General features: G+C 60.3%; 25 protein-coding genes. 16 read left to right on the top strand and 9 right to left on the bottom strand.

The genetic code is table 11. From position 1 onward, the window contains the following. Positions 1 to 246 precede the first annotated feature (246 nt). The 5 genes from QQK16_RS10835 (at position 247) to QQK16_RS10815 (ending at position 6,104) form a co-directional block, all read left to right on the top strand. Complete coding sequence (locus QQK16_RS10835) at positions 247 to 1,566, top strand: hemolysin family protein (protein ID WP_284196477.1); 1,320 nt, start codon at positions 247 to 249, stop codon at positions 1,564 to 1,566. Beyond that, on the top strand, positions 1,566 to 2,372 hold the full coding sequence (locus QQK16_RS10830) for a segregation and condensation protein A (protein ID WP_284196476.1): 807 nt from the start codon (positions 1,566 to 1,568) through the stop codon (positions 2,370 to 2,372). The genes QQK16_RS10835 and QQK16_RS10830 overlap by 1 nt, the downstream gene beginning before the upstream one ends. Next, positions 2,365 to 2,943: an SMC-Scp complex subunit ScpB gene (gene scpB, locus QQK16_RS10825; protein WP_308447010.1), complete on the top strand. Its 579-nt coding sequence runs from the start codon at positions 2,365 to 2,367 to the stop codon at positions 2,941 to 2,943. The genes QQK16_RS10830 and scpB overlap by 8 nt, the downstream gene beginning before the upstream one ends. Positions 2,944 to 3,008: 65 nt before the next feature. After that, positions 3,009 to 5,249: an HDOD domain-containing protein gene (locus QQK16_RS10820; RefSeq protein WP_284196475.1), complete on the top strand. Its 2,241-nt coding sequence runs from the start codon at positions 3,009 to 3,011 to the stop codon at positions 5,247 to 5,249. 285 nt (positions 5,250 to 5,534) lie between these two features. After that, on the top strand, positions 5,535 to 6,104 hold the full coding sequence (locus tag QQK16_RS10815) for a phasin family protein (RefSeq protein ID WP_284196474.1): 570 nt from the start codon (positions 5,535 to 5,537) through the stop codon (positions 6,102 to 6,104). Between the two features lie 157 nt (positions 6,105 to 6,261). Here QQK16_RS10815 and QQK16_RS10810 read toward each other — a convergent pair whose 3' ends face one another. Both QQK16_RS10810 and QQK16_RS10805 read right to left on the bottom strand, forming a co-directional pair. Continuing rightward, a complete protein-coding gene (locus QQK16_RS10810; protein ID WP_284196473.1) occupies positions 6,262 to 6,987 on the bottom strand; it encodes a hypothetical protein in 726 nt (241 codons plus the stop codon). Beyond that, positions 6,963 to 7,880, bottom strand: coding sequence for a LysR family transcriptional regulator (locus tag QQK16_RS10805; RefSeq protein WP_284196472.1), 918 nt, complete (start codon positions 7,878 to 7,880; stop codon positions 6,963 to 6,965). The genes QQK16_RS10810 and QQK16_RS10805 overlap by 25 nt, the downstream gene beginning before the upstream one ends. Before the next feature lie 243 nt (positions 7,881 to 8,123). Here QQK16_RS10805 and QQK16_RS10800 point away from each other — a divergent pair, with 243 nt between their 5' ends. The 4 genes from QQK16_RS10800 to QQK16_RS10785 all read left to right on the top strand — a co-directional run bounded on the left by QQK16_RS10800 (position 8,124) and on the right by QQK16_RS10785 (position 10,663). Beyond that, complete coding sequence (locus tag QQK16_RS10800; protein WP_284196471.1) at positions 8,124 to 8,417, top strand: hypothetical protein; 294 nt, start codon at positions 8,124 to 8,126, stop codon at positions 8,415 to 8,417. A 308-nt stretch (positions 8,418 to 8,725) separates the two neighbouring features. After that, the gene (locus tag QQK16_RS10795; RefSeq protein ID WP_284196470.1) at positions 8,726 to 9,406 is read left to right on the top strand and encodes a sulfite exporter TauE/SafE family protein; all 681 of its coding nucleotides are present in this window, start codon (positions 8,726 to 8,728) and stop codon (positions 9,404 to 9,406) included. A gap of 22 nt (positions 9,407 to 9,428) precedes the next feature. Beyond that, positions 9,429 to 9,899, top strand: a complete 471-nt coding sequence (locus tag QQK16_RS10790; protein WP_284196469.1) for a hypothetical protein — start codon at positions 9,429 to 9,431, stop codon at positions 9,897 to 9,899. 491 nt (positions 9,900 to 10,390) lie between these two features. Beyond that, the gene (locus QQK16_RS10785) at positions 10,391 to 10,663 is read left to right on the top strand and encodes a hypothetical protein (protein WP_284196468.1); all 273 of its coding nucleotides are present in this window, start codon (positions 10,391 to 10,393) and stop codon (positions 10,661 to 10,663) included. A 165-nt stretch (positions 10,664 to 10,828) separates the two neighbouring features. On the opposite strand, the gene aroC is transcribed toward QQK16_RS10785, so the two are convergent. Beyond that, positions 10,829 to 11,929, bottom strand: coding sequence for a chorismate synthase (gene aroC, locus QQK16_RS10780; RefSeq protein WP_284196467.1), 1,101 nt, complete (start codon positions 11,927 to 11,929; stop codon positions 10,829 to 10,831). A gap of 264 nt (positions 11,930 to 12,193) precedes the next feature. Here aroC and QQK16_RS10775 point away from each other — a divergent pair, with 264 nt between their 5' ends. Both QQK16_RS10775 and QQK16_RS10770 read left to right on the top strand, forming a co-directional pair. Continuing rightward, complete coding sequence (locus QQK16_RS10775) at positions 12,194 to 12,895, top strand: CoA transferase subunit A (protein ID WP_284196466.1); 702 nt, start codon at positions 12,194 to 12,196, stop codon at positions 12,893 to 12,895. A gap of 10 nt (positions 12,896 to 12,905) precedes the next feature. Continuing rightward, positions 12,906 to 13,562, top strand: coding sequence for a CoA transferase subunit B (locus QQK16_RS10770; protein WP_284196465.1), 657 nt, complete (start codon positions 12,906 to 12,908; stop codon positions 13,560 to 13,562). A gap of 87 nt (positions 13,563 to 13,649) precedes the next feature. Here QQK16_RS10770 and QQK16_RS10765 read toward each other — a convergent pair whose 3' ends face one another. Both QQK16_RS10765 and QQK16_RS10760 read right to left on the bottom strand, forming a co-directional pair. Continuing rightward, entirely contained in the window at positions 13,650 to 14,768 is a 1,119-nt protein-coding gene (locus QQK16_RS10765; protein WP_284196464.1) for an ABC transporter substrate-binding protein, read from the bottom strand. Positions 14,769 to 15,062: 294 nt separating this feature from the next. After that, a complete protein-coding gene (locus QQK16_RS10760; RefSeq protein WP_284196463.1) occupies positions 15,063 to 15,677 on the bottom strand; it encodes an FMN-dependent NADH-azoreductase in 615 nt (204 codons plus the stop codon). 123 nt (positions 15,678 to 15,800) lie between these two features. Between QQK16_RS10760 and QQK16_RS10755 the strand changes: the two genes are divergently transcribed. Further along, the gene (locus QQK16_RS10755; RefSeq protein ID WP_284196462.1) at positions 15,801 to 16,709 is read left to right on the top strand and encodes a LysR substrate-binding domain-containing protein; all 909 of its coding nucleotides are present in this window, start codon (positions 15,801 to 15,803) and stop codon (positions 16,707 to 16,709) included. Positions 16,710 to 16,933: 224 nt separating this feature from the next. Continuing rightward, the gene (locus tag QQK16_RS10750; protein ID WP_284196461.1) at positions 16,934 to 17,605 is read left to right on the top strand and encodes a glutathione S-transferase; all 672 of its coding nucleotides are present in this window, start codon (positions 16,934 to 16,936) and stop codon (positions 17,603 to 17,605) included. Positions 17,606 to 17,931: 326 nt separating this feature from the next. Here the strand turns inward: QQK16_RS10750 and alr are convergent, their stop codons facing one another. Beyond that, positions 17,932 to 18,999, bottom strand: a complete 1,068-nt coding sequence (alr, locus tag QQK16_RS10745) for an alanine racemase (RefSeq protein WP_284196460.1) — start codon at positions 18,997 to 18,999, stop codon at positions 17,932 to 17,934. 107 nt (positions 19,000 to 19,106) lie between these two features. Continuing rightward, positions 19,107 to 20,411: a D-amino acid dehydrogenase gene (locus QQK16_RS10740; protein WP_284196459.1), complete on the bottom strand. Its 1,305-nt coding sequence runs from the start codon at positions 20,409 to 20,411 to the stop codon at positions 19,107 to 19,109. 143 nt (positions 20,412 to 20,554) lie between these two features. On the opposite strand from QQK16_RS10740, the gene QQK16_RS10735 reads away from it, so the two are divergent. After that, positions 20,555 to 21,025 (top strand): Lrp/AsnC ligand binding domain-containing protein, encoded by a 471-nt coding sequence (locus QQK16_RS10735; protein WP_284196458.1) that lies wholly within the window; start codon positions 20,555 to 20,557, stop codon positions 21,023 to 21,025. Between the two features lie 50 nt (positions 21,026 to 21,075). Here the strand turns inward: QQK16_RS10735 and QQK16_RS10730 are convergent, their stop codons facing one another. Next, positions 21,076 to 21,810, bottom strand: coding sequence for a substrate-binding periplasmic protein (locus tag QQK16_RS10730; protein WP_284196457.1), 735 nt, complete (start codon positions 21,808 to 21,810; stop codon positions 21,076 to 21,078). Positions 21,811 to 21,911: 101 nt separating this feature from the next. Beyond that, positions 21,912 to 23,168, bottom strand: a complete 1,257-nt coding sequence (locus QQK16_RS10725; RefSeq protein WP_284196456.1) for a mechanosensitive ion channel family protein — start codon at positions 23,166 to 23,168, stop codon at positions 21,912 to 21,914. 70 nt (positions 23,169 to 23,238) lie between these two features. Between QQK16_RS10725 and pcaC the strand changes: the two genes are divergently transcribed. Then, positions 23,239 to 23,616, top strand: coding sequence for a 4-carboxymuconolactone decarboxylase (gene pcaC / locus QQK16_RS10720; RefSeq protein ID WP_284196455.1), 378 nt, complete (start codon positions 23,239 to 23,241; stop codon positions 23,614 to 23,616). After that, complete coding sequence (locus QQK16_RS10715; RefSeq protein WP_284196454.1) at positions 23,609 to 24,193, top strand: adenylate/guanylate cyclase domain-containing protein; 585 nt, start codon at positions 23,609 to 23,611, stop codon at positions 24,191 to 24,193. The genes pcaC and QQK16_RS10715 overlap by 8 nt, the downstream gene beginning before the upstream one ends. Positions 24,194 to 24,229 lie beyond the last annotated feature (36 nt).

Genomic DNA, 24,229 nt, shown 5'->3' with positions numbered 1-24,229 from the left:
ACTGGAAAAGCTTGTGGGCGGCTTGTGGATAATTGCATCAAGCGCTTGAAAGGGCAGGGTTGGTGCTGGCTTGCCTTTAATTTGTGCAACCTGGCCAGCAGTGGCGCAAATGCTGGGGGGGCGGCAAGTCATGAGCTTGGGGTGGGTGCTGAAAAGCCCCGATTTTTTGGGGGATTTTTGCGTAATCTGCCCGAATGGCCTGCTGGCAGGTAAACTAGCGGCTTCGCCACAACCAGTTATTCCATAATGGAGATAGCCCTTTTACTCGGACTGATCATACTCAATGGCCTATTCGCCATGTCCGAGATCGCCCTTGTCGCAGCTCGCCGTGCCCGTTTGCAGGTACTGGCGGAAACCGGTGATACCGGGGCGATTGCAGCCATCAAGCTGGGCGAAAATCCCACCCGCTTCCTGTCTACCGTGCAGATCGGCATCACCTCCATCGGTGTGCTGAACGGTATCGTTGGCGAAAGCGCTCTGGCCGGCCCGTTCTCTACCTGGCTGGAAGGTTTTGGGCTGGGGGCGGAAGCCGCCGACTTGCTGGCGCTGATCCTGGTGGTGGTCAGCATCACCTATGTGTCCATCGTGCTGGGCGAGTTGGTGCCCAAGCGCATAGGCCAGTTGAACCCTGAGCCGATTGCTCGCCTGGTTGCCCGCCCCATGAACTGGCTGGCGGCCCTGACCAAACCCTTTGTACGTTTGCTGACGGTCTCGACCGAGGTGGTATTGCGCGCCTTGAGTGTGCGCACCGATCAGACCAATACCGTGACCCAGGAAGAAATTCACGCGCTGCTGGCCGAAGGTTCGGAATCCGGTGCCATCGAGCAGCATGAGCACGAGATGGTGCGCAATGTGTTCCGACTCGATGATCGGCAGATTGGCTCGCTGATGACGCCACGCTCGGAAATCGTGTTCCTGGACGTGGAGGATGAGCGCGCCGTCAACCTGGAAAAGATTGCCGAGACTGACCACTCGCGCTACCCGGTCTGCAAGGGTGGCCTGGATGAGGTGCTGGGCATCGCCACTGCCAAGCAGATATTGGGGCAGACTTTGCGTGGCCAGCAGGCCGACTTTGCTACCCATCTGCAGCAAGTGGCTTATGTGCCGGAAACGCTGACCGGCATGGAACTGCTGGAGAATTTCCGGACTACCTCGGTGCAGATGGCACTGGTGGTGGATGAATATGGCGAGATTCAGGGCCTGGTGACCTTGCAGGACTTGCTGGAGGCCATTACCGGTGAGTTCAAGCCGCACGATATAGAAGATGCCTGGGCTGTTCAGCGCGAGGATGGCAGCTGGCTGCTGGATGGCTTGATACCGGTGCCCGAGCTGAAGGACCGACTTTCCCTGCGTGATGTGCCGGAAGAGGACAAGGGCCGCTACCACACCCTGGCTGGCATGTTGATGCTGTTGCTGGGGCGCCTGCCGCAGACGGCGGACAAGCTCGATTGGGGTGGCTGGATTTTTGAAGTAGTGGACATGGATGGCAAGCGCATCGACAAAGTGCTGGCCACCCGCGACCCCAGCGCCGATGACTCTGCGCCAGTGGAACCTGGGACAGACTGATGAATGGCATGGCCGAACCGCTGGCCTTGCTGTTCGGCCAGCCGGTTACCGAGCTGCCGCAGGATCTGTATATCCCCCCGGATGCCCTGCGGGTAATGCTGGAGCGTTTCGAGGGGCCACTGGATCTATTGCTCTACCTGATACGCAAGCAGAATCTGGACATACTTGATATTCCCATGGCGGTGGTGACCCGCCAGTACATGGACTATGTCGAGGTGATGCATGCGCAGCAACTGGAGCTGGCTGCAGAGTACCTGTTGATGGCGGCCCTGCTGATAGAGATCAAATCGCGGATGTTGCTACCCCGGCCTGCTGCGCAGGAGGGTGAGGAGCATGACCCACGCGCCGAATTGGTCCGCCGCCTGCTGGAATATGAGCAGATGAAGCTGGCGGCCTTCGAGATAGACCAGTTGCCCCAGGCGGGGCGTGATTTCAGCTGGGCTGCCGTATGGTTTGACCGCGAGATGGTGGTGCGCCTGCCCGAGGTCACCCCGGTAGACCTCAAGACCGCCTGGTTATCGCTGCTGGCGCGTGCCAAACACACTCGCAGTCACATGGTAAAGCCGGACGAATTGAGTGTGCGCGAACAGATGGGCGAGATACTGAAATTGCTGGCCGGTGGCCGCTATCTGGAGTTCTCCCAATTATTCGATACCAGCCGGGGTATTCCGCTGCTGGTTGTGAGTTTTATTGCCCTGCTGGAGTTGACCAAGGAAGGCCTGATTGCCGTTACCCAGGCCGAACCCTACCAGCCCATCTATGTGCGGTTGGCAGGCAGTGAGGCCTTGGAGCCGGCGCATGGCTGAAACACAGGAATCGGCCCTGCATGACAGGCAGCACCTGCAGCTGGTGATAGAGACCGCCTTGCTGGTCGCACAGGAGCCGCTCAGCCTGCACGATATCAAGAAGTTGTTCGCCGAAGAGCTGCGTGCCGAACTGCTGAACGAGGTGCTGGAGGCGATACAGTCCGCCTGGGTGGGCCGTGGCGTGGAACTGGTCAAGCTGGCCAGCGGCTGGCGGTTTCGGGCCAGGCTGGAGTTCCAGCCCTATCTGGACCGGCTTAGCCCGGAAAAACCTCCAAGGTATTCCCGTGCAGTGATGGAGACACTGGCCATTATTGCCTACAAGGGCCCACTGACACGCGGTGAAATAGAAGAAATACGTGGGGTTGCCGTCTCCAGCAATATCGTCAAGACCTTGGAGGAGCGGGGTTGGATAGAGGTGGTGGGGCACCGCGAGACACCTGGTCGGCCCGGCCTGTACTCGACCACGCGTGCCTTCCTGGATGATATGGGACTTAAGAGCCGCACTGAACTGCCGCCGTTGGCTGAGTTGGGACGGCTGGTGTTGCCTGAGTCAGTGGAAACGCCCGAATAATTGACCGTTGGTGGCTTTCTTGGCTGCCTCTGCTACGCTCGGAATATAATTTAATTCGAATACCCATGACCGATCCTGAGATTGGCATGGTCACCACTGGGCGTGGCATGGACGAGACCGTTTATACCCTGATTGCCGACGAGGGCGGTGTTTGGCATGCGCATGGCGAGGACGGACGTCCTGCCTTGCTGGTGCCGGATCCTGGCCTGGATGCCGAATTGTCCCCGCAGGATGCAGGCCATGCGGTCATGCTGCCATTGGATGGGGCTGCCGAGATTGATGGCGAGCCCTGGCTGGCATACCGCTGGGGCGAAGGCCAAAGCCTGGCGTCCCGCTTGCAATCAATGCCGCTGGAGCGAGGGGAGGCGGTCCAGCTGGCACTACGTCTGCTTGATGGGGCGGCGCATGCCCGCCTGATGGGCTATTCACTGGGCTGGATAACCGCCGAGCGTGTGCTGCTGGATAGAGATGGCCGGCCCAAGCTTGCAGCGCTGCTGCCCAAGGGCGAGGTCAGCGAGGATGCGCTGCGGGGCATGGGCGAGCTGCTGTTCCATATGCTGACCGGGCAGTTAGCTGTGCCGAATGAGCGTGGTGAGCTGCCTGCCCTGGCTGATCTGATTGTCGACCTGGATCCACGGTTGGAGTTGATAGTCCAGCGCGCCCTGGGTGAGCCGGGTGTGCCACCCTTCGAGCACCTGCTGGCGCTGCGAGCGGCACTGACCGACTATCAAGCTGAACTGGCTGCGCTGGACGGTGTGCCGGAAGAGGATGAGAGCCCGGCCGGCCTGCTATTGCGCCGTATCGAGCGGACGGAGGATTTTCCGGCGCTGTCGCGGGCGATAGGGGCGATAGGACGGATTGCAGATGGCGATACCGAGCGGCTGCAGTCTTTGGCCACGGTGATACTGCGTGACTTTTCGCTGACCAACAAAGTGTTGCGTCTGGCCAATTCGGCCAGCTATGGCCAGTTTGGCGGTGCTATCAGTACGATCTCGCGGGCGGTGATGGTGCTGGGCTTTGGTACTGTGAAGTCGCTGGCCATGTCGCTGGTGCTGATAGAGCAGTTGAGCAACCATACCCATGCCATTGAGCTCAAGGATGAGGTGGCCAAGGCCTTCTTTGCCAGCCTGCTGGCGCGCAAGCTGGCCGAGAAAAGTGGCTACCGTGATGTGGAAGAGGCCCGCGTATCGGGCATGTTTCATCTGCTGGGCCGTTTGCTGACCCTGTTTTACTTCCACGCCGAGGCGCTGGAGATACAGCAGTTGGTACGCGAAGGTGAGCGTGATGATATTGCCGCCCGGCGTATCCTGGGTATCAGCTATGAAGAGCTCGGCATGGGGGTGGCCAAAGGCTGGAATCTGCCCGGCAAGCTGATCAGCAGCATGGCGGCCGAAGACCCCAAGCCCAAGCCACCCCGCCATGATGCCGATTGGCTGCGCCTGTTTGCCAATGCCGGCAGCAGCCTGATGCGGGCAACACTGGCCGAGAGCGAGCCTGAGCGCTTCAAGGGTTTCTTGCAGGTGCGTGATCAGTTTGGCGAGCCCATGCGCCTAAGCGAACGTGAACTACGTGTTGCTGTGGATGATGCAGCGCGCGAGGCATTGCGTGAGGCGTCGATTTTTGGCCTGGAGGCACAGGGTTCGGGCGCGCTGGCCCGCTTGCGTCAGTTGGCAGGGTTGCCGGTCGCCGGTGCGGCGGGCGCTGCGGCCGGGTCGGGGCAGCCAGCTGCGGCGGTTGCCACGGCCGCAGAGGCGGCAGCATCACCCCCAGCTGCGCCAGACCGCCCTGAAGTGCTGGAAGCGCTGGCCAGTTGTGTACAGGACGTGACGGAGACGTTGGTGGCTGATTTCCGCCTGAACGATCTGCTGCGCATGATATTGGAGACATTGTTCCGCAGCCTGGCAGTGGACAGGGTGTTGATCGCAACGCGTAGCGTGCAGCGCAATGCCATCGTCGGGCGTTTCGGCTTTGGCGAGAACATAGAGGATTTCCTGGCCCGTTTTGCCTTACCCTTGGATGAAACAGCCGATGTGTTCAGGGTGACGCTGTCGAAAAATGCCGATGTGCTGATTGAGGATGTAGACAGCACCAGCATACGCGAGCGCATCCCCGCGTGGTTTCGCCAAGCGGGGGCGGGCAAGACCTTTTTGCTGATGCCGGTGGTGATAGACAAGAAGATAGTGGGGCTGTTTTACGCAGATAGGGCCAAGCCCGGCAGCCTGAGGCTGGGCCAGAAGGAACTGGCCTTGTGCAAGACCCTGCGTAACCAGGCGATACTGGCCATCAGGCAGAAGACACCCAGTTAGAACGGTAGTACCACTGGCTGGCATTGCACAGACGGGAAGGACGCGGCTTGGACGGTTTTGACACTGTTGTTTGCACGATGCAGTGCGCCGCCGCATTAGTTTTTTTGCTCTATTTTCTAAGGTATTGTTTCAATTAAATAAAACACTGTTGTTAAACATTTGTGCAACGCACAAAAGTGCTTGACTTGGCGTTTGTGGCTCACCATAATGGGTTCATGCTGCAGCGCAAAATTCTGTTGACTGCGGCGCATACACCGAATGAATAGTTAGCCAGGAGAAGACCATATGTTCGCTACTTCGGATTTCGCCGCACTGGGCCAGGCCCAGCTCGAAAAGTCGATTCGTCTGTCGTCCATTGCGCTGTCCGGCGTGGAACGTTTTGTTAACCTGCAGCTGGATCTGACACGTGATCTGCTGTCCGACAACACGGCGACCGCCAAGGCGTTTGCTGATGTGAAGGATGTGCAAGGCTTTATCGCCCTGCAGCAGCAACTGTCGCAGCCCGTGATCGACAAGGCTTTGTCGGTTGCCAAGAATGTGTATGAAGTCACCAGCTCTACTCAGGCTGAACTGGGTGCCTTCGTTGAAGAGCAGGTAGTTGAGTTCAACAAGGGCTTGGTTTCCACCCTGGACAAGGCCGTGAAGCAAGCGCCTGCCGGTTCGGAAATCGTGGTGTCGGCTGTCAAGACGGCTGTGGCGACCGCTGCTTCTGCCTACGACACCGTAGCCAAGACAGCCAAGAAGGTCACCAGTGATTTCGCTGAAGCTGGCGTGGCTGCTGCCGAGACCTCGGCAAAGGCTGCCGCAGGTGTGGCCAAAAGCACCGCCCGCAAGACTGCCGCTGCTGCTGCTTGATCTGTTGCTGCTGGAACCGTAGCAAAAAAAAAACCACGCCTCGGCGTGGTTTTTTGCTTTTGGCGGCCGTGATGAACTGGCGAGCGGGAAGTGGGGGAACGGCGCTTGTGTGCAAACAGCGCCGGCCGGCGCTGCCGCCAGTGTCGATAGGCCCCACTTACCTTGGTTGACTGGCGCTCTCCTGCAGCCATACCAGCAAGCAGGCAAGCTTGCGGGCAGGGGAGTCGGTCTCTGCGCCATTGGGTGGCGTCAGCCCAAACAGGGGAGGTAGGGGGAGGTGGGGTTGATAGTGTTCGCCCTCGCTGGCTGCCAGATAGTGACCTGCTTGCTCGGCAAGCTGCGCCAACAATGCCTGCTGGCCTAGCCAGATGGGGTTGAAGCCGGTGGTGGCCGTGGTAGCCATCAGGCTGGCAAGTCCAGCCATGCCACTACCTAGTTGCTGCATCAGGCTGGCCAGATAGGCCGGCGCGCCGTGACCGCCGGCATGCAACCAGCCGCCAGGTGCGGGAGATAGGGCGTCCAGCACGGGTTGCGCGCGCTGCAGGCCGGTGGGTGAGCCGCCAGCCGCCAACAGAAAACCGTGTTCCCCAGCATAGGGGCTGTCCTGCCAGTGGATGCCTACCCAGCAATCCGACGCACAGGCGGGGGCTGCCTCGGTAGTGAGCAGGAGATCATGCTCGCCCAGCTGCACTGGAGTGACGCCATTGCTAAGCCAGCAGCGCGGCCCTGGCAGGTTGGCTGCGGCTGCGGGATCGGCCAGACCGGCCCAGCCCGGTGGGGGCGGTGCCGCCACGACATGGCCAAACCAGCCTTGGCGTTGCAGCCGCTGTGCCAGGCTGGGAGGGGTGCCCAGCAATATCAGCTGCACAGGCTGCCCTGACATAGACGCTGCCTGACTTCTTCGCTTGCCAGGTGATCAAGAAACCAGCGCAAGGCATTGCCACGCGATTTGGAGGGCCAGGCGACGTAAAGCCTGGCCAAGGGCTTGTCTTCCTCTACCTGCAGTTGCACCAGGGCCCCGCTGTTGAGGTGGGGTTGCGCCAGGCGGCGGGGCATGAAACCGACGCCCAAGCCTGCCAGTTGGGCGGCCAGCTTGTCGCGTTGGGTGGAGACGGTCAGGGTGGGCTGGCCGGTGAGCAGGCCGGAGGTGCGAGGCGCCAGGCTGCGTGAGCTGTCTGCCACGCTGACTGCGCGGTGTGCCCTGATGGTCTGCATGGGTATGGGCTGTGGCTCTTGGGCCAGCGGATGATGCGGGGCGACCACCAGTATGAACTCCACGTCGCCCAGCAACTGGCTCTTGTATCCCCCGCCCGGTGGTGCGTCGTCAGGCGCGCCGATGGCAAGATCCGCACGGCCTGTATAGAGCGCATCCCAGGCGCCGCCATAGGCCTCGTGCGAGAAGCGTAGCCGGGTTGCGCCGCCTACCCGGTCAAAGGCGCAGACGGATTCCAGCAGCACATCAAAGTCGACCAGATCGCCCACGGCAATGCGCAGCTCTGGTTCCCAGCCGGTGGCAACCCGTTTGACCCGCGCTTCCAGTGCCGCCGCAGCGTCTAGCAGGGGGCGGCCTTCGCGTAGCAGCTCCTGGCCAGCTGGCGTGAGGCGGGCGCGATGGCCACTGCGGTCGAAGATCAGCACATCCAGATCCTGTTCCAGCTTTTGTATGGTGTAGGTGATGGCTGAGGGGACGCGATGCAATTCGGCTGCAGCGGCGGCAAAGCTACCTTTGCGCTCAATGGCATCAAGCACGATCAGGGCATCCAGCGAAAGGCGCATGTCAAGGAATCCGAAGGTGGGTGAGCGGCCCTATGGCGGGCTTGGTTTGCGAATTATGGTGCAAGCGAGGGGGGATGCCGACTTATTCGCTCTATTTCTCTGAAGTAGTGGACGAAAGTATGCTGCGTTGCACCAAGCGGGACCCACCTAGGGTATTGATCAATAGGGGGTTTTCGCTGCTCTGGGGCTGGAGTAGGATGCGTTGTATGTCCGGCGTTAGACCGGCAAATGGAGACATAACGCATGAAACTGAAGTCCATCCTGGTGCTTTGGCCGTCCTTTCTGGTGGCCGGTATCGTCAATAGCTTGTTTTTTACGTTGTTTGATCCCCTTGAGATGACCATGGCCGGGGAGCCCCTGTTCGACAGTCGTGTGCTGGCTTACTCGGTTGGGTTCTTTGTGTGCTGGCTGTTTGCGGGTCTGTCCAGCGGCCTGACTTTGTTCTTTGAGCGTGATCGTGAGCAGGTGAACCGGTATTGCCCTGTGGATTTCAGCAAGCCGGAAGGCGAGCGGGATGGCGGTACGCTGGCACATTGAGTTGTTGCTAGGCCTTGATGGACACAGGCGACCCCAAGGGGTCGCCTTTGCTTTAGAGCCTGTCGACGATTTTCCGCGCCGGCGTTCCGGGCAATGCCCGGAACCCGAAGGGCCGGACCGGAAAAGGGTCATGTACTGCGTTGGACTCCTTGGGAATATCCCGTTATTGCCTGCGTCGTCCGCCTTGTACCTGACCCTTTTCCGGTCCGGCGCCGGGGTGAAAGAAACGTGAACAGGCTCTAAGCGCGCCTCGTTCATGAGCGCCCCGTATCAATCGGTGGCATGGACGGCGGTGCTAAACTGCGGGCATGTTTGAACAGACTTTCTATCTGACGCTGGCTGCCTGGTGGCTGGCAGGCTTTGTGGGCGGCATACATTGCCTGGGCATGTGTGGCGGATTGACAACTGCGCTGGGCTTGAACCTTGCAGGTAAGCAACAGGCGGTAATGCTGCTGGCAGCCAACATGGGGCGCCTGCTCAGCTATACCTTGATAGGTGGTCTGTTGGGTGGGGTGTCTGGGGTGGTGGCGTGGCTGCCACGAGCGGCCCTCCTGCAGACAGGGCTTTACCTGGTGTCCTTGCTATTGATTGTGCTGCTGGGCTGCTATCTGGCCGGCTGGTCTGGCTGGCTGCTGCGGCTGGAGCGCCTGGGCGGCCCCTTGTGGCAACGCTTGCAGCCCCGATTTGCGGCATTGCTGCCTTTGCGCTCGACAGGTGCTGCCCTGCTGGCTGGTGGCTTATGGGGATGGCTGCCCTGCGGTTTGGTCTATACCGCGGCTACGGGCGCCCTGGCCAGTGGTAGCAGTGTGCGGGGCGGGGCCATTTTGCTGGCGTTTGGCCTGGGCACCTTGCCTAACCTGCTATTGATGGGCGCGGCGGCAGGCCGGCTGCAGCGCCTGCGAGACAAGGCGTGGGTACGCCGGTTGGCCGGCGGCGGCCTGGTGGCCTATGGCCTGGTGGCGCTGGGGATGTGGCTGATGGCTCGCTGAGCCATGAAGAGGAGGGTGGGCAATGAGCGATATACGATTCGAGACACTGGGAGACTATCAGCAGCAACTGGGCCTGGCCTTGGCAGGCGCGACACGCCGGGTGGACTGGTTTGATATGACCATGGCCGAGGTGGGGCTGGAGCTGGCCGATAGGGCAGAAGGCTTGCGCCAGATGCTGGCTGGCTCTGCCCTGGCCAGGGTGCGTTTGCTGGTGTTCGAGGATGACTGGTTCTGGCGACATGGCGCTGGGGTGGCCGCCTTGATGACGACCTACGGCCATGTCATGGAGCTGAGGGTGGCGGACGAGTGCGACCGTTTGCCGGGTGAGCAATTCCTGCTGACCGATCAGGTGGTGGTGCGGCGTTTCCACCCTGATGCGCTCAGGGGCGTGGCCAGCGATGATGCTCGTAGCCGTATCCTATGCCAACAGCAGTTCGACAGCATGTGGCCAAGAGCGCAGCCGGCTGCCAGCGGACGTAGGCTGTATATCTGAGAGCTTGTTCACGATTGTCTCACCCGGGGCGAAAAGATCGTGAACAGGCTCTGAGCGGCAGCAGGCACAAGTGGTTGAGGCGGGTCTGTGCAAGGGGTTTTAGGCTTTCGACTTCAACACGAGTTCTTCCGCATTGACCGGCTTGCAAGCCGTACCTGAAACCCCGGCAGATCGCTGATTTACTGCGATTGTGCTAGCGGTGGTGGTGTGTGTGGCGCCCTGTATTGTGGCTGCCGATAGGGCGGCATTATTTACGTCTCGGCGCGAGAGCGGGAACTTGTGCCGGCAGGCTCGAATAGCGCATGCAAATACTGCATGTTGCAATGCAAATTACCCCTAGTTTTTTCCTTAAAAGCTGCTAGAATTTTCCGGTCGGTCGCTTTTGATACGTCAAAGGTTTTTCAAAGCCCTCGATCAACGATCGATTGTGCTTAAACTCGTGTTGAACTCACACTACTAAAGGTAAAAAACCATGATCAAGAATCTGCTCGTTGCTGCTCTGTTCGCCCTGGGTCTGGCTGCTTGCGGCGAAAAGCCTGCTGAAGCTCCTGCTGCTGAAGCCGCTCCTGCTGCTGAAGCCGCTCCTGCTGCTGCTCCTGCTGAAGCCGCTCCTGCTGCTGACGCTGCTGCCGCTCCTGCTGCTGACGCTGCCGCCGCTCCTGCTGCTGACGCTGCTGCCGCTCCTGCTGCTGACGCTGCTGCTGCTCCCGCTGCCGCTCCTGCCGAAGCTCCGAAGCAGTAATTGCTCGGTTAGCTTTTGCTAGCGAAGAAAGCCGACCTCCGGGTCGGCTTTTTCATTGCCTGTCGTTTTCCCACGATTGTCTCTCTGATCGGGGCGGGGCAATATGAAAGGACGCCTGGGCGTCCTTTTTGCGTTTTTGCTGCAGCAGCGTCGCCATGGCGGCTGCAGTGCTGTCTTCCCGCCGCAATTACCCGATATGCCCTGGTATGCGCGGCGTACTGACGTGTACATCGGCGTTCTGGGCGCGGTGGCGCAGGGCGTGATCCATCAATACCAGGGCCAGCATGGCCTCGGCAATGGGGGTGGCACGTATGCCCACACAGGGGTCATGCCGCCCGGTGGTTTGCATCATGACCGGCTCGCCTTGCTTGTCGATGGAGGCGCGCTCCTGCGGAATGCTGGAGGTAGGCTTAATGGCCATGCTGACGCGGATGTCCTGCCCGGTGGAGATGCCACCCAGCACACCGCCGGCATGGTTGCTGGCAAAGCCCTTGGGGGTCAGTTCGTCGCCGTGCACGCTGCCACGCTGGGCAACCACACCGAAACCATCACCGATTTCCACGCCCTTGACGGCGTTGATGCTCATCATGGCATGGGCGATATCGGCATCCAGCCTGTCGTAAACCGGCTCGCCCCAGCCTACGGGGACATTCTCGGCCACGACGTCGATACGGGCGCCAATGGAGTCGCGCTCCGCCCTGATTTGATCCATATAGTTTTCGAGCTGCGGCACGATCTCGTCATTGGGGGCGAAGAAGGCGTTCTCGCTGATGTGTTGCCAACCCTTGAAGGGGATGGCGATTTCACCGAGCTGGCTCATATAGCCCCGGATGACGATGCCGAAATGTTGCCGCAGCCATTTCTTGGCAATGGCGCCTGCAGCAACCCGTACGGCGGTTTCGCGAGCCGAACTGCGGCCACCTCCCCGGTGATCGCGGATACCATACTTGTGCCAGTAGGTGTAGTCGGCATGACCTGGGCGGAAGGTCTCAACGATCTTGCCGTAATCCTGGCTGCGCTGATCGGTATTGCGTATCAGCAGGGCGATGGGGTGGCCGGTGGTCAGACCCTCGAAGGTGCCTGACAGTATCTCTACCGTATCGGGCTCCTTGCGCTGGGTAACGTGGCGGCTGGTGCCGGGCTTGCGCCGGTCCAGTTCCAGCTGGATATCCGCTTCGGTGATGGCGAGGCCCGGAGGGCAGCCATCAACAATGCAACCTATGGCTGGCCCATGGCTCTCGCCAAAGGAGGTGACAGTAAACAGCAGGCCGAGCGTACTACCAGACATGGATGCATCCTCTTGCGTCGTGCGGGGGGCAAGCAAACGGCCTCGCTGGGAGGCCGGGTTGAACCAGATAGCTGGCAGTCTATCACAGCGGGGCTGATGCCCAGCGCAGTGGCCGCGCCTCGTGCTAGAATCAGCAGTTGACGTTAACGTCAATTGCACTGGCCCGGTACTGCACCTGCTGGAGCCTGCTGCAGTCGGCTGATTGCTGCAACGCCTTACAATGGCGGGCCTGACTCGCCTTCCTAATACCAGGAGACAACACCCATGTCCGGGTTCAACAAAGTCGTACACAGCTATGAAAATGCGCTGGCCGGCTTCCAGGACGGTATGACCGTCATGGTGGGCGGCTTTGGCCTTTGCGGCATACCAGAAGGCCTGATACGCACGGTCTATGAGTCCGGTCACAAGGGCCTGACGGTGATTTCCAATAATGCCGGGGTAGACGGCTTTGGCCTGGGTCTATGGCTGGAGAAGCGCCAGATCAAGACCATGATTGCTTCCTATGTGGGTGAGAATGCCTTGTTCGAACAGTTGCTGCTGTCGGGCGAGATGGAGGTGATCCTGACCCCGCAAGGTACGCTGGCTGAAAAGATACGGGCGGGTGGCGCCGGGATACCGGCTTTCTATACGGCTACCGGCTACGGCACCAAGGTGGCTGAAGGCAAGCCCACGGCGGAGTTTGATGGCCGCCAGTATGTGCAGGAACGTTCCCTGACCGCCGACTTTGCCCTGGTACGTGCCTGGAAGGCCGATGAGTACGGCAACCTGGTGTTCCGCAAGACCGCCATGAACTTTAACCCCATGATGGCAACGGCGGGGCGGATTACGGTGGCCGAGGTGGAAGAGATCGTACCTGCCGGCAGCCTGGATCCTGAGCAGATACACACGCCTGGCATCTATGTGCACCGGGTGATCAAGGGCGCTTTTGAGAAGCGCATAGAACAACGCACCGTGCGCAAGGGCTGAGGAGAGACAGATGGCACTATCCCGCGAACAGATCGCCATGCGCGTGGCGCAGGAGCTACGTGATGGTTATTACGTCAACCTGGGCATAGGTATACCTACCCTGGTGGCCAACTACATCCCCGAGGGCATGCAGGTCATGCTGCAGTCGGAAAACGGCCTGTTGGGCATGGGCCCGTTTCCTACCGAGGATGAGGTGGATGCCGACCTGATCAATGCCGGCAAGCAAACGGTGACCACCATCGCAGGCGCAGCCTTTTTCAGTTCGGCAGAGAGTTTTGCCATGATACGGGGGGGCCATGTGGACCTGACCGTGCTGGGTGCCTTCGAAGTGGATGTCAATGGCAGCATCGCCAGCTGGATGGTGCCGGGCAAGCTGGTCAAGGGCATGGGCGGCGCCATGGATTTGGTGGCAGGGGCACAGAATATCGTGGTGACCATGCAGCATACCGACAAGGCCGGCAACTCCAAGCTGTTGCCAGCCTGTACCCTGCCATTGACGGGCGTGAGTTGCATACGCAAGGTGGTGACCGACCTTGCCGTGGTCGAGATACGTGATGGCAGCTTCCATCTGCTGGAGCGAGCACCAGGTGTAAGCGTCGAGGAAATTCAGGCCAAGACGGCCGGCGCCATGGTGGTTCCCGCGCATGTGCCGGAGATGCGGGTGTAAGTATCCCTGCAGCCAACAACAAAGCCACCGTAAGGTGGCTTTGTTGTTTGGGGTGACATGCTGTGTTGTTGAGATTTGAAACGGTGCTCAGCGTATCAGTTCGCCGGTGGGGCCAATGACGGTGACTTCGACGAACTTGGAAGCTACGCGCTGGTTGGGCCCGAAAGTGAGGCGGAAGCCCCCCAGGTTGAGGGTGCCCAACGAGTCTATGGCCGTCATCAGACCTTCGCCAGTGATATTGCCTTTGTCTATTTTCTTCAGGCCTTCGGTCAGCACCCGTGCGGCGATGTAATACTCAAACTCGATATAGCCGAGCTTGAGCTTGTTGCGTTTGACGAAGGCGCGGTAGTCCTTCACCAACTGGGATGAGTCGGTATAGATAAAGGGCATGACCTGGCTGATGCCGGTGCCACGGGCGGCATCCACGCCGGCCGAGGCGATCAGCTCTTTGGCACCCACCACTGAGACGGTGTACATCTGCGCCGTGCCACCAGCCTTGCGGTAGGCTTTGAGAAAGGCACCGCAGGCGTCATCGGTACCCAGCATCAATACGGCTGTGGGGTTCTGCTCGAGGATGGCCTTGGCCGCTGCCTCGACATTCATGCTGTTCTTCTCGTAGCTGCCCGTGGCAACGACTTCCAGATTGCTCTTTTTGGCTTCCTGGCGGGAGGCAAACAGGCCGAACTTGCCGTCTGGATCATTCTGGTAAAACACGCCAATGCGCTGGTGTCCCAGTGAGGCCATCTGCTGGCCCAGCTTGTTCATTTCTTCTACCCAACTGGCGCGGAGGTGGTACATCCAGGGGTTGTTGCGCAGTGCGGGGGCGCCCGATATTGGTGCAATCAAGGGTATCTTGGCGTCGGACAGGATATTCTGCTTGAGCAGCTCCAGCGGGCCGGCAGAACCGCCAGCGCCCAGCATCGCGATCGGGCTGGTTTCCTTGATGATGCGGCGGGTCTCGTCGGCATGCTTCAGCGGATTGAAGGCATCGTCGCCATAGGCCATCTTGACCTTAATGCCATTGACGCCGCCCTTGGCGTTGATCTCCTGAAAATAGGCATTGAGGGTGTCTTCCGAGCTGACCGCCAGCTCCCTGAGCAGGCTGGACACAGGGCCGACGTGGCCGACCGTGACGGTCTCGGCCTTGCCGGGCACCAGTAGCAGGGCCGCGATAAGAGGGAGTAGATGACGTAGGGTGGTGCGCATGCGGGGAAGTCTCCAGGTTAGCCTTGTCTCGGCATCGATTTCATGAATTCGATCAAGCGCTTGAGATGGTAATTTTATTGAAATGCACCGAAATGGTCACGGCATTTCGAGCGAAAGCTCCATATCTGTCACTTTAGGCGACAAAGGCAGTCCACCAAAGCCTTTCCTGGTAGCTGGACGGCCAAAACCCCTGTCTGGCGACAGGGGTTGGTGAGATGACCGAAATGGTGGTTGTTAGAGCCTGTTCACGATTTTTTGCCCCGGCGCCGGGGCGAGAGGATCGTGAACGGGCTCTTAGGCCGCAATGGCTTCGAACTGCCCTGCAATCTGGCTGCGCGCGTGGGTAAACGCGGCCTCGCGGGCATCAGGGCCCATGCTCAGGCCGTGGGCGTGGATGACGGTGACGTTGCTGATGCCGACAAATCCCAGTACGAACTTGAGATAGTCCTCATGCGCGGCAGCCGTGGCTTGGCCTGCGTGCATGCCACCCGCCGTGGAAATGATGATGACGCGCTTGTCGCCTGCCAGTCCCTCTGGGCCATTGGCGCCATAGCGGAAGGTCTTGCCCGCTACCACCACCCGGTCTATCCAGGCCTTGAGCTGGCTGGGTATGGCGAAGTTATACATGGGGGCGCCTATGACCAGTGCGTCGGCACCCAGGAATTCGTTGAGGATGTTCTCAGACAAGGCGGCCTCGAACTGTTGCGCTGCATCGCGCAGCTCGGCCGGTGTGCCGCTGGCCGCCAGGGTGCCGCCGCTGAGCTGCTGCATATTATCGGCTGCCAGATCGCGGTAGCTGATTTCGATGCCGGGTTGGCTCGCCTGCCAGGCGGTAACGACTTCGCGGCTCAGTTGGCGGGAAGCGGATACATCGCCGAGGACGCTGGAATCCAGATGCAACAGTTTCATGGCTATCTCCAATCAATGTGGCCGTCACGATGGCGGCTGTCTTGGGTTGCATATTATGGATGGCGCTAATTTTGGACTAGATAGCTAGAATATGACTCATCGTCTCATTGGTAGGACAATGTTATGCAAGACCTGAATGACCTGCATTACTTTGCCAAGGTGGTGGAGGCCGGCGGCTTTGCGGCGGCGGGCAGATTGCTGGGGATACCGAAGTCGCGCCTGTCTCGACGGATAGCCGAGCTGGAAACGCGGCTGGCAGTCCGGTTACTGCAGCGAACCACCCGCAAGCTGGCCTTGACCGAGGTGGGGGAGCGCTACTACCGGCACTGTCAGGCGATGCTGGTGGAGGCGGAGGCTGCTGATGAAGTGGTGGCTGCCGTTAGCGCCGTCCCCCGGGGCAGGTTGCGGGTGTCTTGCCCGGTCGCACTGGCACAGTCTGATCTTTCTGCCATCGTGGTGGACTTCCTGGCTGCCTACCCGGAGGTCATGCTGGAGCTGGTATTGACCAACAGGCGGGTAGATCTGGTGGAAGAGGGGCTGGATGTGGCGCTGCGGGTGCGCTCGCCGGATGATGAAGACCCATCGCTGATATCGCGGCGGCTGCGGCCGGCAGCCGCCATCCTGGTGGCATCACCCAGCTTGTTACAGCAGCATGCGATCACGGTGCCGGAAGACCTGCATGGCGTGCCTATCCTGGGTGCTGTGGAGGCAGATAGACGGGTACGCTTGCGGCTGGAGGGCGCTGCAGGGGTGGTCAAGGAGCTGGCATTTGAGCCCAGGCTGAGCGTAGAGGATTTCGAGCTGCGCAAAACGGCAACCTTGCGCGGGCTGGGGGTGGGCACGCTGCCCCACCCCTATTGCACGGCAGAGCTTGCCAGCGGCGAACTGGTACAGGTGCTGCCGGACTGGGAAATACCGGGAGGCTTCCTGCAGGCGGTCTACCCTCACCGCCGGGGGCTGCTGCCTGCTGTCAGGGTGTTTATCGATTTTTTGGTCGAGGTATTTGGTCGTGATGCCCAGCGCTTGGTGTAGGAAGCTGTGTTGAAATTGGGCTTTCCCGCGTTTGAGCCTAATCAGCACCTTTGTACATACGTGTAGACCCCTGCCCTGGATAACACCTCAAGCCTGAGCCGCTGAACCCTGCCTTCCATATGCCATGGATTGTAGTGAGCTTCAGTTTCCCACCACCCCGACAGCAGGGTATTGTTAGTGGCGCCAGACCCTGGCTTGCACTGCCCCTTACCGGAAAGAGCCCCATGATCATTGTGCATCACCTGAATAATTCGCGTTCGCAACGCTTGCTCTGGCTGCTGGAGGAACTGGGCCTGCCCTATGAGATCAAGCGCTATGAGCGTGACCCCAAGACCATGCTGGCGCCGCCTGCGCTGCGCGAGGTCCATCCGCTGGGCAAATCGCCAGTGATCAGCGATGGCGAACTGGTACTGGCCGAGTCTGGCGCCATCATCGAGTATCTGGTGGACAAGTATGGTGGCGGCCGCCTGGTGCCGCCAGCGGGTACGCCGGCGCGGCTGCGTTACACCTATTGGCTGCACTATGCCGAGGGGTCGGCCATGACGCCCTTGTTGCTGAAGCTGGTGTTTGATCGGGTGGAGAGCGGCCCCATGCCCTTCTTCGTCAAGCCTATCGCGCGTGCCATCGCCAGCAAGGTCAAGCAAAGCTATGTGCTGCCGCAGATTGCCCAGCACCTGGATTATCTGGAGGCTGAGCTGGCCCAGGCAGACTGGTTTGCCGGCGAGGCATTCAGCGCGGCTGACATACAGATGAGTTTTCCGCTGGAGGCGGCAGCAGCGCGCGCGGGCCTCGACCAACGCCGGCCCAGGCTGATGGATTTTCTGCAGCGCATCCATGCACGCCCGGCTTACCAGCGGGCGCTGGAGCGGGGCGGCGAGTATGCCTTATTGGGCTGAGGCGGTAGGGGTAGTTGTACCTGCCGGTATCTCTTAGCGCCTGTTCAACGTCTTTTCACCGCGTCGCGGCCCGCTGGGTTCGCAGCCTTGCCGGATGAAGGGTAAGGCGCAAGACGCGCAGCGGTACGGGTACCGTAAGCGGCTTGCAACGCCGCCATTCGCCGGCAAGGCTGCGAATCCGAAGGGCTGAACCGGAAAACGGCCACTCACTGCGTTGTGGCGCTTGGCGATAGCTTGTTATTGCCTGCGCACCACGCCTTGTGCCTGGCCATTTTCCAGCTCAGCCCAGCGGGCCGGCGCACGCCGAAAAGACGTTGAACAGGCTCTTATGCCTGATAGATCAGGCGGGCGCGCTTGACGTTGCAGAACAGCTCGTAGTCTATGGTACCGGCCGCTGCGGCTATCTCGCTGGCCGGCAGGCCCTCACCCCATAGGCGGACAGCGGTGCCGACGACCGCTTCGGGATGCTCGCTCAGGTCCACTACCAGCATGTCCATCGAGACCCTGCCCAGGATGCGGCTGCGGCGGCCGTTGATCAGCACGGGGGTGCCGGTGGGCACGATGCGAGGGTAGCCATCGGCATAGCCGCAGGCCACCACGCCCATACGCGTGGCTTGCTCGGTTACAAAACGGGCGCCGTAACCGATGGCTTCACCGCGGCTCAGCTCGCGTATGGCAATCAGCTGGCTATCCAGCGCCATGACGGGCAGCGGCCAGTCGGGCAGCACGCGATCAGTGCCGACGCCGCCATACAGCATGATGCCGGCGCGACCCCAATCGCCATGGGTGGTGGGCCAGCCGAGGATGGCGCCGGAGTTGCAGAGGCTGGTTTCCAGCCCCAGTCCATCGATGGCCGCCTGAAAGAGGCTGGCGGCTTGCGAGGTGGTCTCTACATCCAGTTCGTCGGCACGGGCAAAATGTGTCATGGCGATGACCTTGCCGACCTTGCCGCTGGCTTGCATGCGGTCATAGGCTGCCTTGAAGGCGGCAGGCTGCAGTCCCAGGCGATGCATGCCGGTGTCAATTTTGGCCCAGATGGTGAGTGGCCGGCTCAGCTCGGCAGCTTCGATGTCGGCGATCTGTGCCTCGCTATGCAGGGCAGTCCAGAGGTCGTATTGGTCTATCAGCGCCAGCTCACTGGCTTCAAACCAGCCTTCCAGCAGCAATATGGGCTTCTTGATACCCGCCTCACGCAGTTGCAGGGCTTCTTCGATTGCTGCCACGCCAAAGCCATCAGCAATGTCTTCCAGCGCCTGTGCGCAGCGTACGGCGCCATGGCCGTAGGCATTGGCCTTAACGATGGCGAGTACTCGGCCGCCATGCAGGCGTTTGGCCAGCAGATAGTTGTGGCGCAGGGCGGAAAGCGAGATGGTGGCAGTTAGCGGGCGGCTCATGGCGGGCAGGCGTGTGGAAAGCGTAGGGAATTATGGCGCAAAGCCTGCCTGCCGGCCCGGTACAGCAAGATGGGCGGCAGGCACTGCTGTGCGCATGGGCTGCTGGACTAGGCCGTGGCGGGTTGCAGGCCGTGCAGGTGGCTGGCTACGGCGCGGCGACCGTAGCGGTCTATGGCCAGGCCATCGGTGCTGATTTCAGGGCGCTGGCCGATCACGATGTCAGCCAGCAATTTGCCTGAACCGCAGGCCATGGTCCAACCCAAGGTGCCATGACCGGTGTTGAGCGACAGGTTGGCATAGGGAGTGCGGCCGACGATGGGGGTGCCATCCGGCGTCATGGGGCGCAGGCCGGTCCAGAAACTGGCGGCCTTGACGTCGCCACCTTCAGGGAAAAGGTCGGTCACCACCATTTCCAGTGTTTCGCGACGGCGTGGGTTCAGGCTCAGATCGTAGCCGCCCAGCTCCGCCATGCCGCCGACGCGGATGCGGTCGTCAAAGCGGGTGATGGCGATCTTGTAGGTTTCGTCCAGCACGGTGGAGACCGGTGCGCCATCGGGATTGGTGATGGGTACTGTGAGCGAATAGCCCTTGGTGGGGTAGACCGGCAGGCTCAGGCCCAGGTGCTTGACCAACTGGCGGCTGAAGCTGCCCAGGGCCACCACATAGTGGTCGGCCACCAGCCGCTCACCGTCAGCCAGGCTCACGGCAGCGATGCGGCCTCGTTCGACTTCCAGCGTGTCGATTTCGGTGTTGAAGCGGAACTTCACGCCCATCTGCTGTGCATGGCGAGCCAGTTCTGTGGTGAAGCGCTGGCAGTCGCCGGTTTCGTCGTTGGGCAGGCGCAGGCCGCCGACAACACGGCCGGGCACCTTGGCCAGGGCGGGTTCGGCGCGCGCACAGCCTGCTTCGTCCAGCAGTTCGAACGGTACATTACAGGCTTCCAGCACCGGGATGTCGCGCGCAGCGCCATCCAGCTGCTTCTGGCTACGGAACAGCTGCAGGGTGCCTCCGGTGCGTGCTTCGTATTGCAAGCCTATCTCCTGGCGCAGGCTACGAAGGCAGTCGCGGCTGTACTCGGACAGACGCATCATGCGTTCCTTGTTCACTGCATAAGCAGCGTCATTGCAGTTGGCCAGCATCTGGGCCATCCACTGCAACTGGAACAGGCTGCCGTCTGGCCGCACGGCCAATGGGGCATGCCGCTGGAACAGCCACTTGATGGCCTTGGTAGGAATGCCGGGGGCGGCCCATGGCGTGGAGTAGCCGGGGGAAATCTGGCCGGCATTGGCAAAGCTGGTTTCCAGGGCGACATCGGACTGTCGTTCCAGTACCGTGACATCGGCGCCGGCGCGGGCCAGGTAGTAGGCCGTGGACACACCAATCACACCGCCACCGAGTACGATTACCTTCATGGTTTACCTGTCTGAATATGCAAGAAGAGAATTCGCGCAGTGTATTGATCAAATACCAAAAAGTGCCGCCAAGTTGTCGGCGTTCAACAGGAAAAAATCTGGTTTGATATGATGTTTGCCAGATTTAATCTGGAATTGCCCTTATGCGCGAATTGGACCGTGTGGACCGCAAGATATTGACCCTGCTGCAGCAGGATGGGCGTATGGCGCTGACGGAGCTGGCCGAGAAGGTGGGCTTGTCCACCACGCCGACGTCGGAGCGGGTGAAGCGGCTGGAGCGTGATGGCGTGATCGAGGGCTATTACGCTCGGGTAAATCCGCGCGCCGTGGCCTGCGCCCAACTGGTATTTGTGGAATTGCGGCTGGCGGCCAAGTCGGCCGAGATATTCGACCAGTTTCGACGCGAGGTGATGAAACTGCCCAATATCGTGGAATGTCACTTGGTATCCGGCGACTTCGACTATCTGGTCAAGGCACGTATTTCCGATATGTCGCAATACCGTACCTTGCTGGGCGATATCTTGCTCAATCTGCCCGGCGCAGTGGAATCACGCAGCTATGTCGTGATGGAAGAGGTCAAGGAGACCTTGGTACTGCCTGTACTGCCCAGCTAGGGCATTGCTGCCCCTAGTCAGGATCGCTGCGAGGATGATTGTGGGCAGCCTTACTCCTTCAGGTATTTGTCGTAGATGGCCTGGAAGCGTCCACTCTCCTTCAACTGCTTGAGTCCGGCGTTGAAATCGTCACGTACCACGGCATCGCGGAATACCGGACGGTAGTCCTGCGGATTGACTGTGGTGAAGCGATGCTCTTGTACGGGCTTGGGCAGAAAGCCTTCGGTCTTCTTCATCTGCAGGGTGAAGTAGCGGAAGATGCTCCGGTCACTGAGCACGACGTCGTAGCGCCCTTTGTCCAACGTAAGTACCTGGACTTTCTGGTCGTTCTGCTCGAAGTAGTTGCCTTCTTGCTTGACTGGATTGAGCCAGTCAGGATAGCGATTGATGGCCCCCTGGAAGGAAATGACCGAGAGCCCCTTAAGGTCACTGGGCTGGCGTAGATGCAGATTGCGTGACTTGAGCGTGATCAGCACGTTGTCGTAGATGACTGCCGGATCGCCATACTTTGCACCGTAGGGAGTCAGGTCTTCACCCAGATCGGTCATGGCGGCGTCGACGTGGCGATTCTTGAAGGCCACCGGAATGCGTGCAAAGGGGAAGTAGACTGGTTTGAGCACATGGCCGCGATAAGCCAATGCCTCGCCAATGACCTCCAACTCTATGCCTGAATTGGTCTGTGGAAAGCAAAACGGCGGGATCTTCTCGCCGAAGGCCATGGTGACTTCCTTGGCATGGGCGGACGAGAGCAGTATCAGCAGGAGAGTAAGTTGTCGTAGCTTCATGATTATTTAATATATATAAGTTGATAAAAAACCCACTGACGTGGTCTCAGTTGTTGATTTGGGGGTTGGCGATGCTGCTCCTGCATGGCCGCTGCGGCAACTTACCGGCGTGGCGGCTTGGCGGGCTCTGTGTACCACTGCTCGGGCGGTGTCAGTACTGGCTGGCGCGCACGGTCAAAGTAGTGAGGCGACATGATCTGTATCCCATGGCGATTGAAACTATCCTGCACGTTGGCATTCAGGGCTGACAGTACAAACGGCAGGCGCTCTGGCTTATCGGTATAGACGTTCAATTCGTAGCGCACATAAAAATCGTGCAGCTCGGTCTGCAGCACAAAGGGGGCGGGGTTCTGCAGAACCTCAGGCGTTTGCGCTGCGGCCTCCAGCAGAATGGCGTGCACCTGTCGCCAGGGGGTGTCATAGCCTATCGTTACCGCCGTGGTCACCAGTGCACCACGATCTGCGCCACCGGATGAGAGATTGGTGACATGGCCTTGCAGTATCACGGAATTGGGCAGGGTGATCTCCTGATTCCGTATGGTGTAGAGCTTGGTGACCAGGAGGGAGTGGCTGACGACGACACCTTGGACCTCGCCTATGCGTACCAGGTCGCCAGCCCGGTAGGCACGCATATAGGTAAGGATGACGCCGGCCACGATATTGGAGATGGCACCAGTGGAGCCCAGGGAGAACAGGACGCCCAGAAACAGCGATACCCCCTTGAAGGCGTCTGAGCTGGAACCGGGAATATAGGGGTAGGCCACCATCAAGGCAAAGACGATCAGCAGGAAGCTGGTGATCTTGCGGCTGGGATCGGCCCAGTCCGGATAGAAGCCCTCAATGCGCAGGCGCCCACGCTCTATCTCCAGAAATACATAGCGGATAACACGCAACAGATAGCGTGTGGCGATGACTAGTACCAGCAGGAACAGTAACTTGGGTAACTGCTCGGCTAGCGTCTGGCCCGCTGCTTTGAGCGGATCGAGCATCCAGCCCAGCAGCTTGCCCGCCAAGGGGCGGGTGGCTTCGAAATAGCTGAGCGTCAGTTCCAGCGTCAGATAGAACAGGCTCAGCCACAGCAGGAGCTTGCAGAAACGCAGCAGGAAGACTTCCAGCCGCAGAAGTGGCTTGGCCTTGAGTACCCGGTGGGTACGCCGTTCGAGTTGTCGGGCGCTGAGCCGGCTGCGTTTCACTATCCAGGCTTGCAGCCTGCGCCATAGCCGGTTGAGTACGACACCCAGGATGACGGCGCCAAACAAGGTGAGTGCGGTGTAGACGGTGCTCAGCCAGACTGGGTGGAGGCCGGTATCAAACGCCAGGGCCAGGGGGCTGAGGACAAGCAGGAGTAGGGCGCGCATGGGCTTCGATGTTGGGAGGGCTGGCGCTATTATGGGAAGCCTTTCCGTTGCCGACAAATCGGGAGATCCAATGAGTGAACAGTTTGACCGTGGCCTGAAGGTGAGGCGCGAGGTAATGGGGGATGCTTTTGTCGATAAGGCCTTTGCCGATGCAGATGCCTTTAGCCTGCCATTGCAGGAGTTTGTGACCGAACACGCTTGGGGTACGGTATGGAATCGCGCGGGGCTGGATCGCAAGACCCGCAGCTTTATTACCCTGGCCATGTTGGCTGCGCTGGGCCGTAGCCAAGAGTTGAAAGGTCATGTGCGGGGTGCGCTGAATAATGGCGCCACGGTTGAGGAAATACGCGAAGTGCTGTTGCATTCGGCCATCTATGCGGGCGTGCCGCTATGTGTTGATGCCATGCGTGCGGCGGGCGAGGTGGTGCGGGAGGTAGCAGGTGACTGATGCCGACGCACTCAGCAGCATGCTTGCGCAGCGACGGCAGCCCGGCGCTGACAAGGCGGCAATAGAGCAGGCTATCTTTCAGCGCTTTGGTTGCCAGCGGGCGGTAATGTTCACTGACCTGGTGGGGTTCTCGCGCATGGTGGAGGCGTTCGGGATTGTCCACTTCCTGCAGGTGATACAGGAGTCGGAGGCCTTGTTCCTGCCCTTGCTGCAGCAGCATCAGGGGGTGTGCCTGAAGCGTGAGGGGGATTCGCTGTTGGTGCTGTTTGAGCAGGCAGCAGACGCCCTGCATTGTGCCCTTGACCTGCAGGCCGCCTGCACGGCCGCCAATGCCGGACGGGTGGCCGAGGAGCGGATAGAGGTTTGCATAGGCCTGGGCTACGGCCCGGTGTTGCTGATCGATGACAAAGAGGTATGGGGGGCGGAGGTCAATGCGGCTTCCAAGCTGGGCGAGGAAATGGCCAAAGGAGGCGAGATACTAGCGACCGATGGCTTCCGGCTGGCACAGCCCGAGGCGGCCTATGCCGACCATGGGTACCTGTTCGGTAGCCGGCCGGTGTATCGCCTGCTGGGTTGACAGCAGGAATCGGGTGGGCGGGTGAGGGTTACCCTG

Origin of the sequence: Chitinimonas prasina, assembly GCF_030160395.1 — a bacterium.
Lineage (GTDB): Bacteria > Pseudomonadota > Gammaproteobacteria > Burkholderiales > Chitinimonadaceae > Chitinimonas > Chitinimonas prasina.
The sequence above is the reverse complement of the archived record's forward strand: the minus strand, read 5'-3'. Positions and strand labels throughout refer to the sequence as shown.

Excerpts from the sequence above, each read along its gene's own strand:
- QQK16_RS10835 (WP_284196477.1), top strand. The coding sequence starts at position 247 with ATGGAGATAGCCCTTTTACTCGGACTGATCATACTCAATGGCCTATTC.
- QQK16_RS10830 (WP_284196476.1), top strand. The coding sequence starts at position 1,566 with ATGAATGGCATGGCCGAACCGCTGGCCTTGCTGTTCGGCCAGCCGGTT.
- scpB (WP_308447010.1), top strand. The coding sequence starts at position 2,365 with ATGGCTGAAACACAGGAATCGGCCCTGCATGACAGGCAGCACCTGCAG.
- QQK16_RS10820 (WP_284196475.1), top strand. The coding sequence starts at position 3,009 with ATGACCGATCCTGAGATTGGCATGGTCACCACTGGGCGTGGCATGGAC.
- QQK16_RS10815 (WP_284196474.1), top strand. The coding sequence starts at position 5,535 with ATGTTCGCTACTTCGGATTTCGCCGCACTGGGCCAGGCCCAGCTCGAA.
- QQK16_RS10810 (WP_284196473.1), bottom strand. The coding sequence starts at position 6,987 with ATGTCAGGGCAGCCTGTGCAGCTGATATTGCTGGGCACCCCTCCCAGC.
- QQK16_RS10805 (WP_284196472.1), bottom strand. The coding sequence starts at position 7,880 with ATGCGCCTTTCGCTGGATGCCCTGATCGTGCTTGATGCCATTGAGCGC.
- QQK16_RS10800 (WP_284196471.1), top strand. The coding sequence starts at position 8,124 with ATGAAACTGAAGTCCATCCTGGTGCTTTGGCCGTCCTTTCTGGTGGCC.
- QQK16_RS10795 (WP_284196470.1), top strand. The coding sequence starts at position 8,726 with ATGTTTGAACAGACTTTCTATCTGACGCTGGCTGCCTGGTGGCTGGCA.
- QQK16_RS10790 (WP_284196469.1), top strand. The coding sequence starts at position 9,429 with ATGAGCGATATACGATTCGAGACACTGGGAGACTATCAGCAGCAACTG.
- aroC (WP_284196467.1), bottom strand. The coding sequence starts at position 11,929 with ATGTCTGGTAGTACGCTCGGCCTGCTGTTTACTGTCACCTCCTTTGGC.
- QQK16_RS10775 (WP_284196466.1), top strand. The coding sequence starts at position 12,194 with ATGTCCGGGTTCAACAAAGTCGTACACAGCTATGAAAATGCGCTGGCC.
- QQK16_RS10770 (WP_284196465.1), top strand. The coding sequence starts at position 12,906 with ATGGCACTATCCCGCGAACAGATCGCCATGCGCGTGGCGCAGGAGCTA.
- QQK16_RS10765 (WP_284196464.1), bottom strand. The coding sequence starts at position 14,768 with ATGCGCACCACCCTACGTCATCTACTCCCTCTTATCGCGGCCCTGCTA.
- QQK16_RS10760 (WP_284196463.1), bottom strand. The coding sequence starts at position 15,677 with ATGAAACTGTTGCATCTGGATTCCAGCGTCCTCGGCGATGTATCCGCT.
- QQK16_RS10755 (WP_284196462.1), top strand. The coding sequence starts at position 15,801 with ATGCAAGACCTGAATGACCTGCATTACTTTGCCAAGGTGGTGGAGGCC.
- QQK16_RS10750 (WP_284196461.1), top strand. The coding sequence starts at position 16,934 with ATGATCATTGTGCATCACCTGAATAATTCGCGTTCGCAACGCTTGCTC.
- alr (WP_284196460.1), bottom strand. The coding sequence starts at position 18,999 with ATGAGCCGCCCGCTAACTGCCACCATCTCGCTTTCCGCCCTGCGCCAC.
- QQK16_RS10740 (WP_284196459.1), bottom strand. The coding sequence starts at position 20,411 with ATGAAGGTAATCGTACTCGGTGGCGGTGTGATTGGTGTGTCCACGGCC.
- QQK16_RS10735 (WP_284196458.1), top strand. The coding sequence starts at position 20,555 with ATGCGCGAATTGGACCGTGTGGACCGCAAGATATTGACCCTGCTGCAG.
- QQK16_RS10730 (WP_284196457.1), bottom strand. The coding sequence starts at position 21,810 with ATGAAGCTACGACAACTTACTCTCCTGCTGATACTGCTCTCGTCCGCC.
- QQK16_RS10725 (WP_284196456.1), bottom strand. The coding sequence starts at position 23,168 with ATGCGCGCCCTACTCCTGCTTGTCCTCAGCCCCCTGGCCCTGGCGTTT.
- pcaC (WP_284196455.1), top strand. The coding sequence starts at position 23,239 with ATGAGTGAACAGTTTGACCGTGGCCTGAAGGTGAGGCGCGAGGTAATG.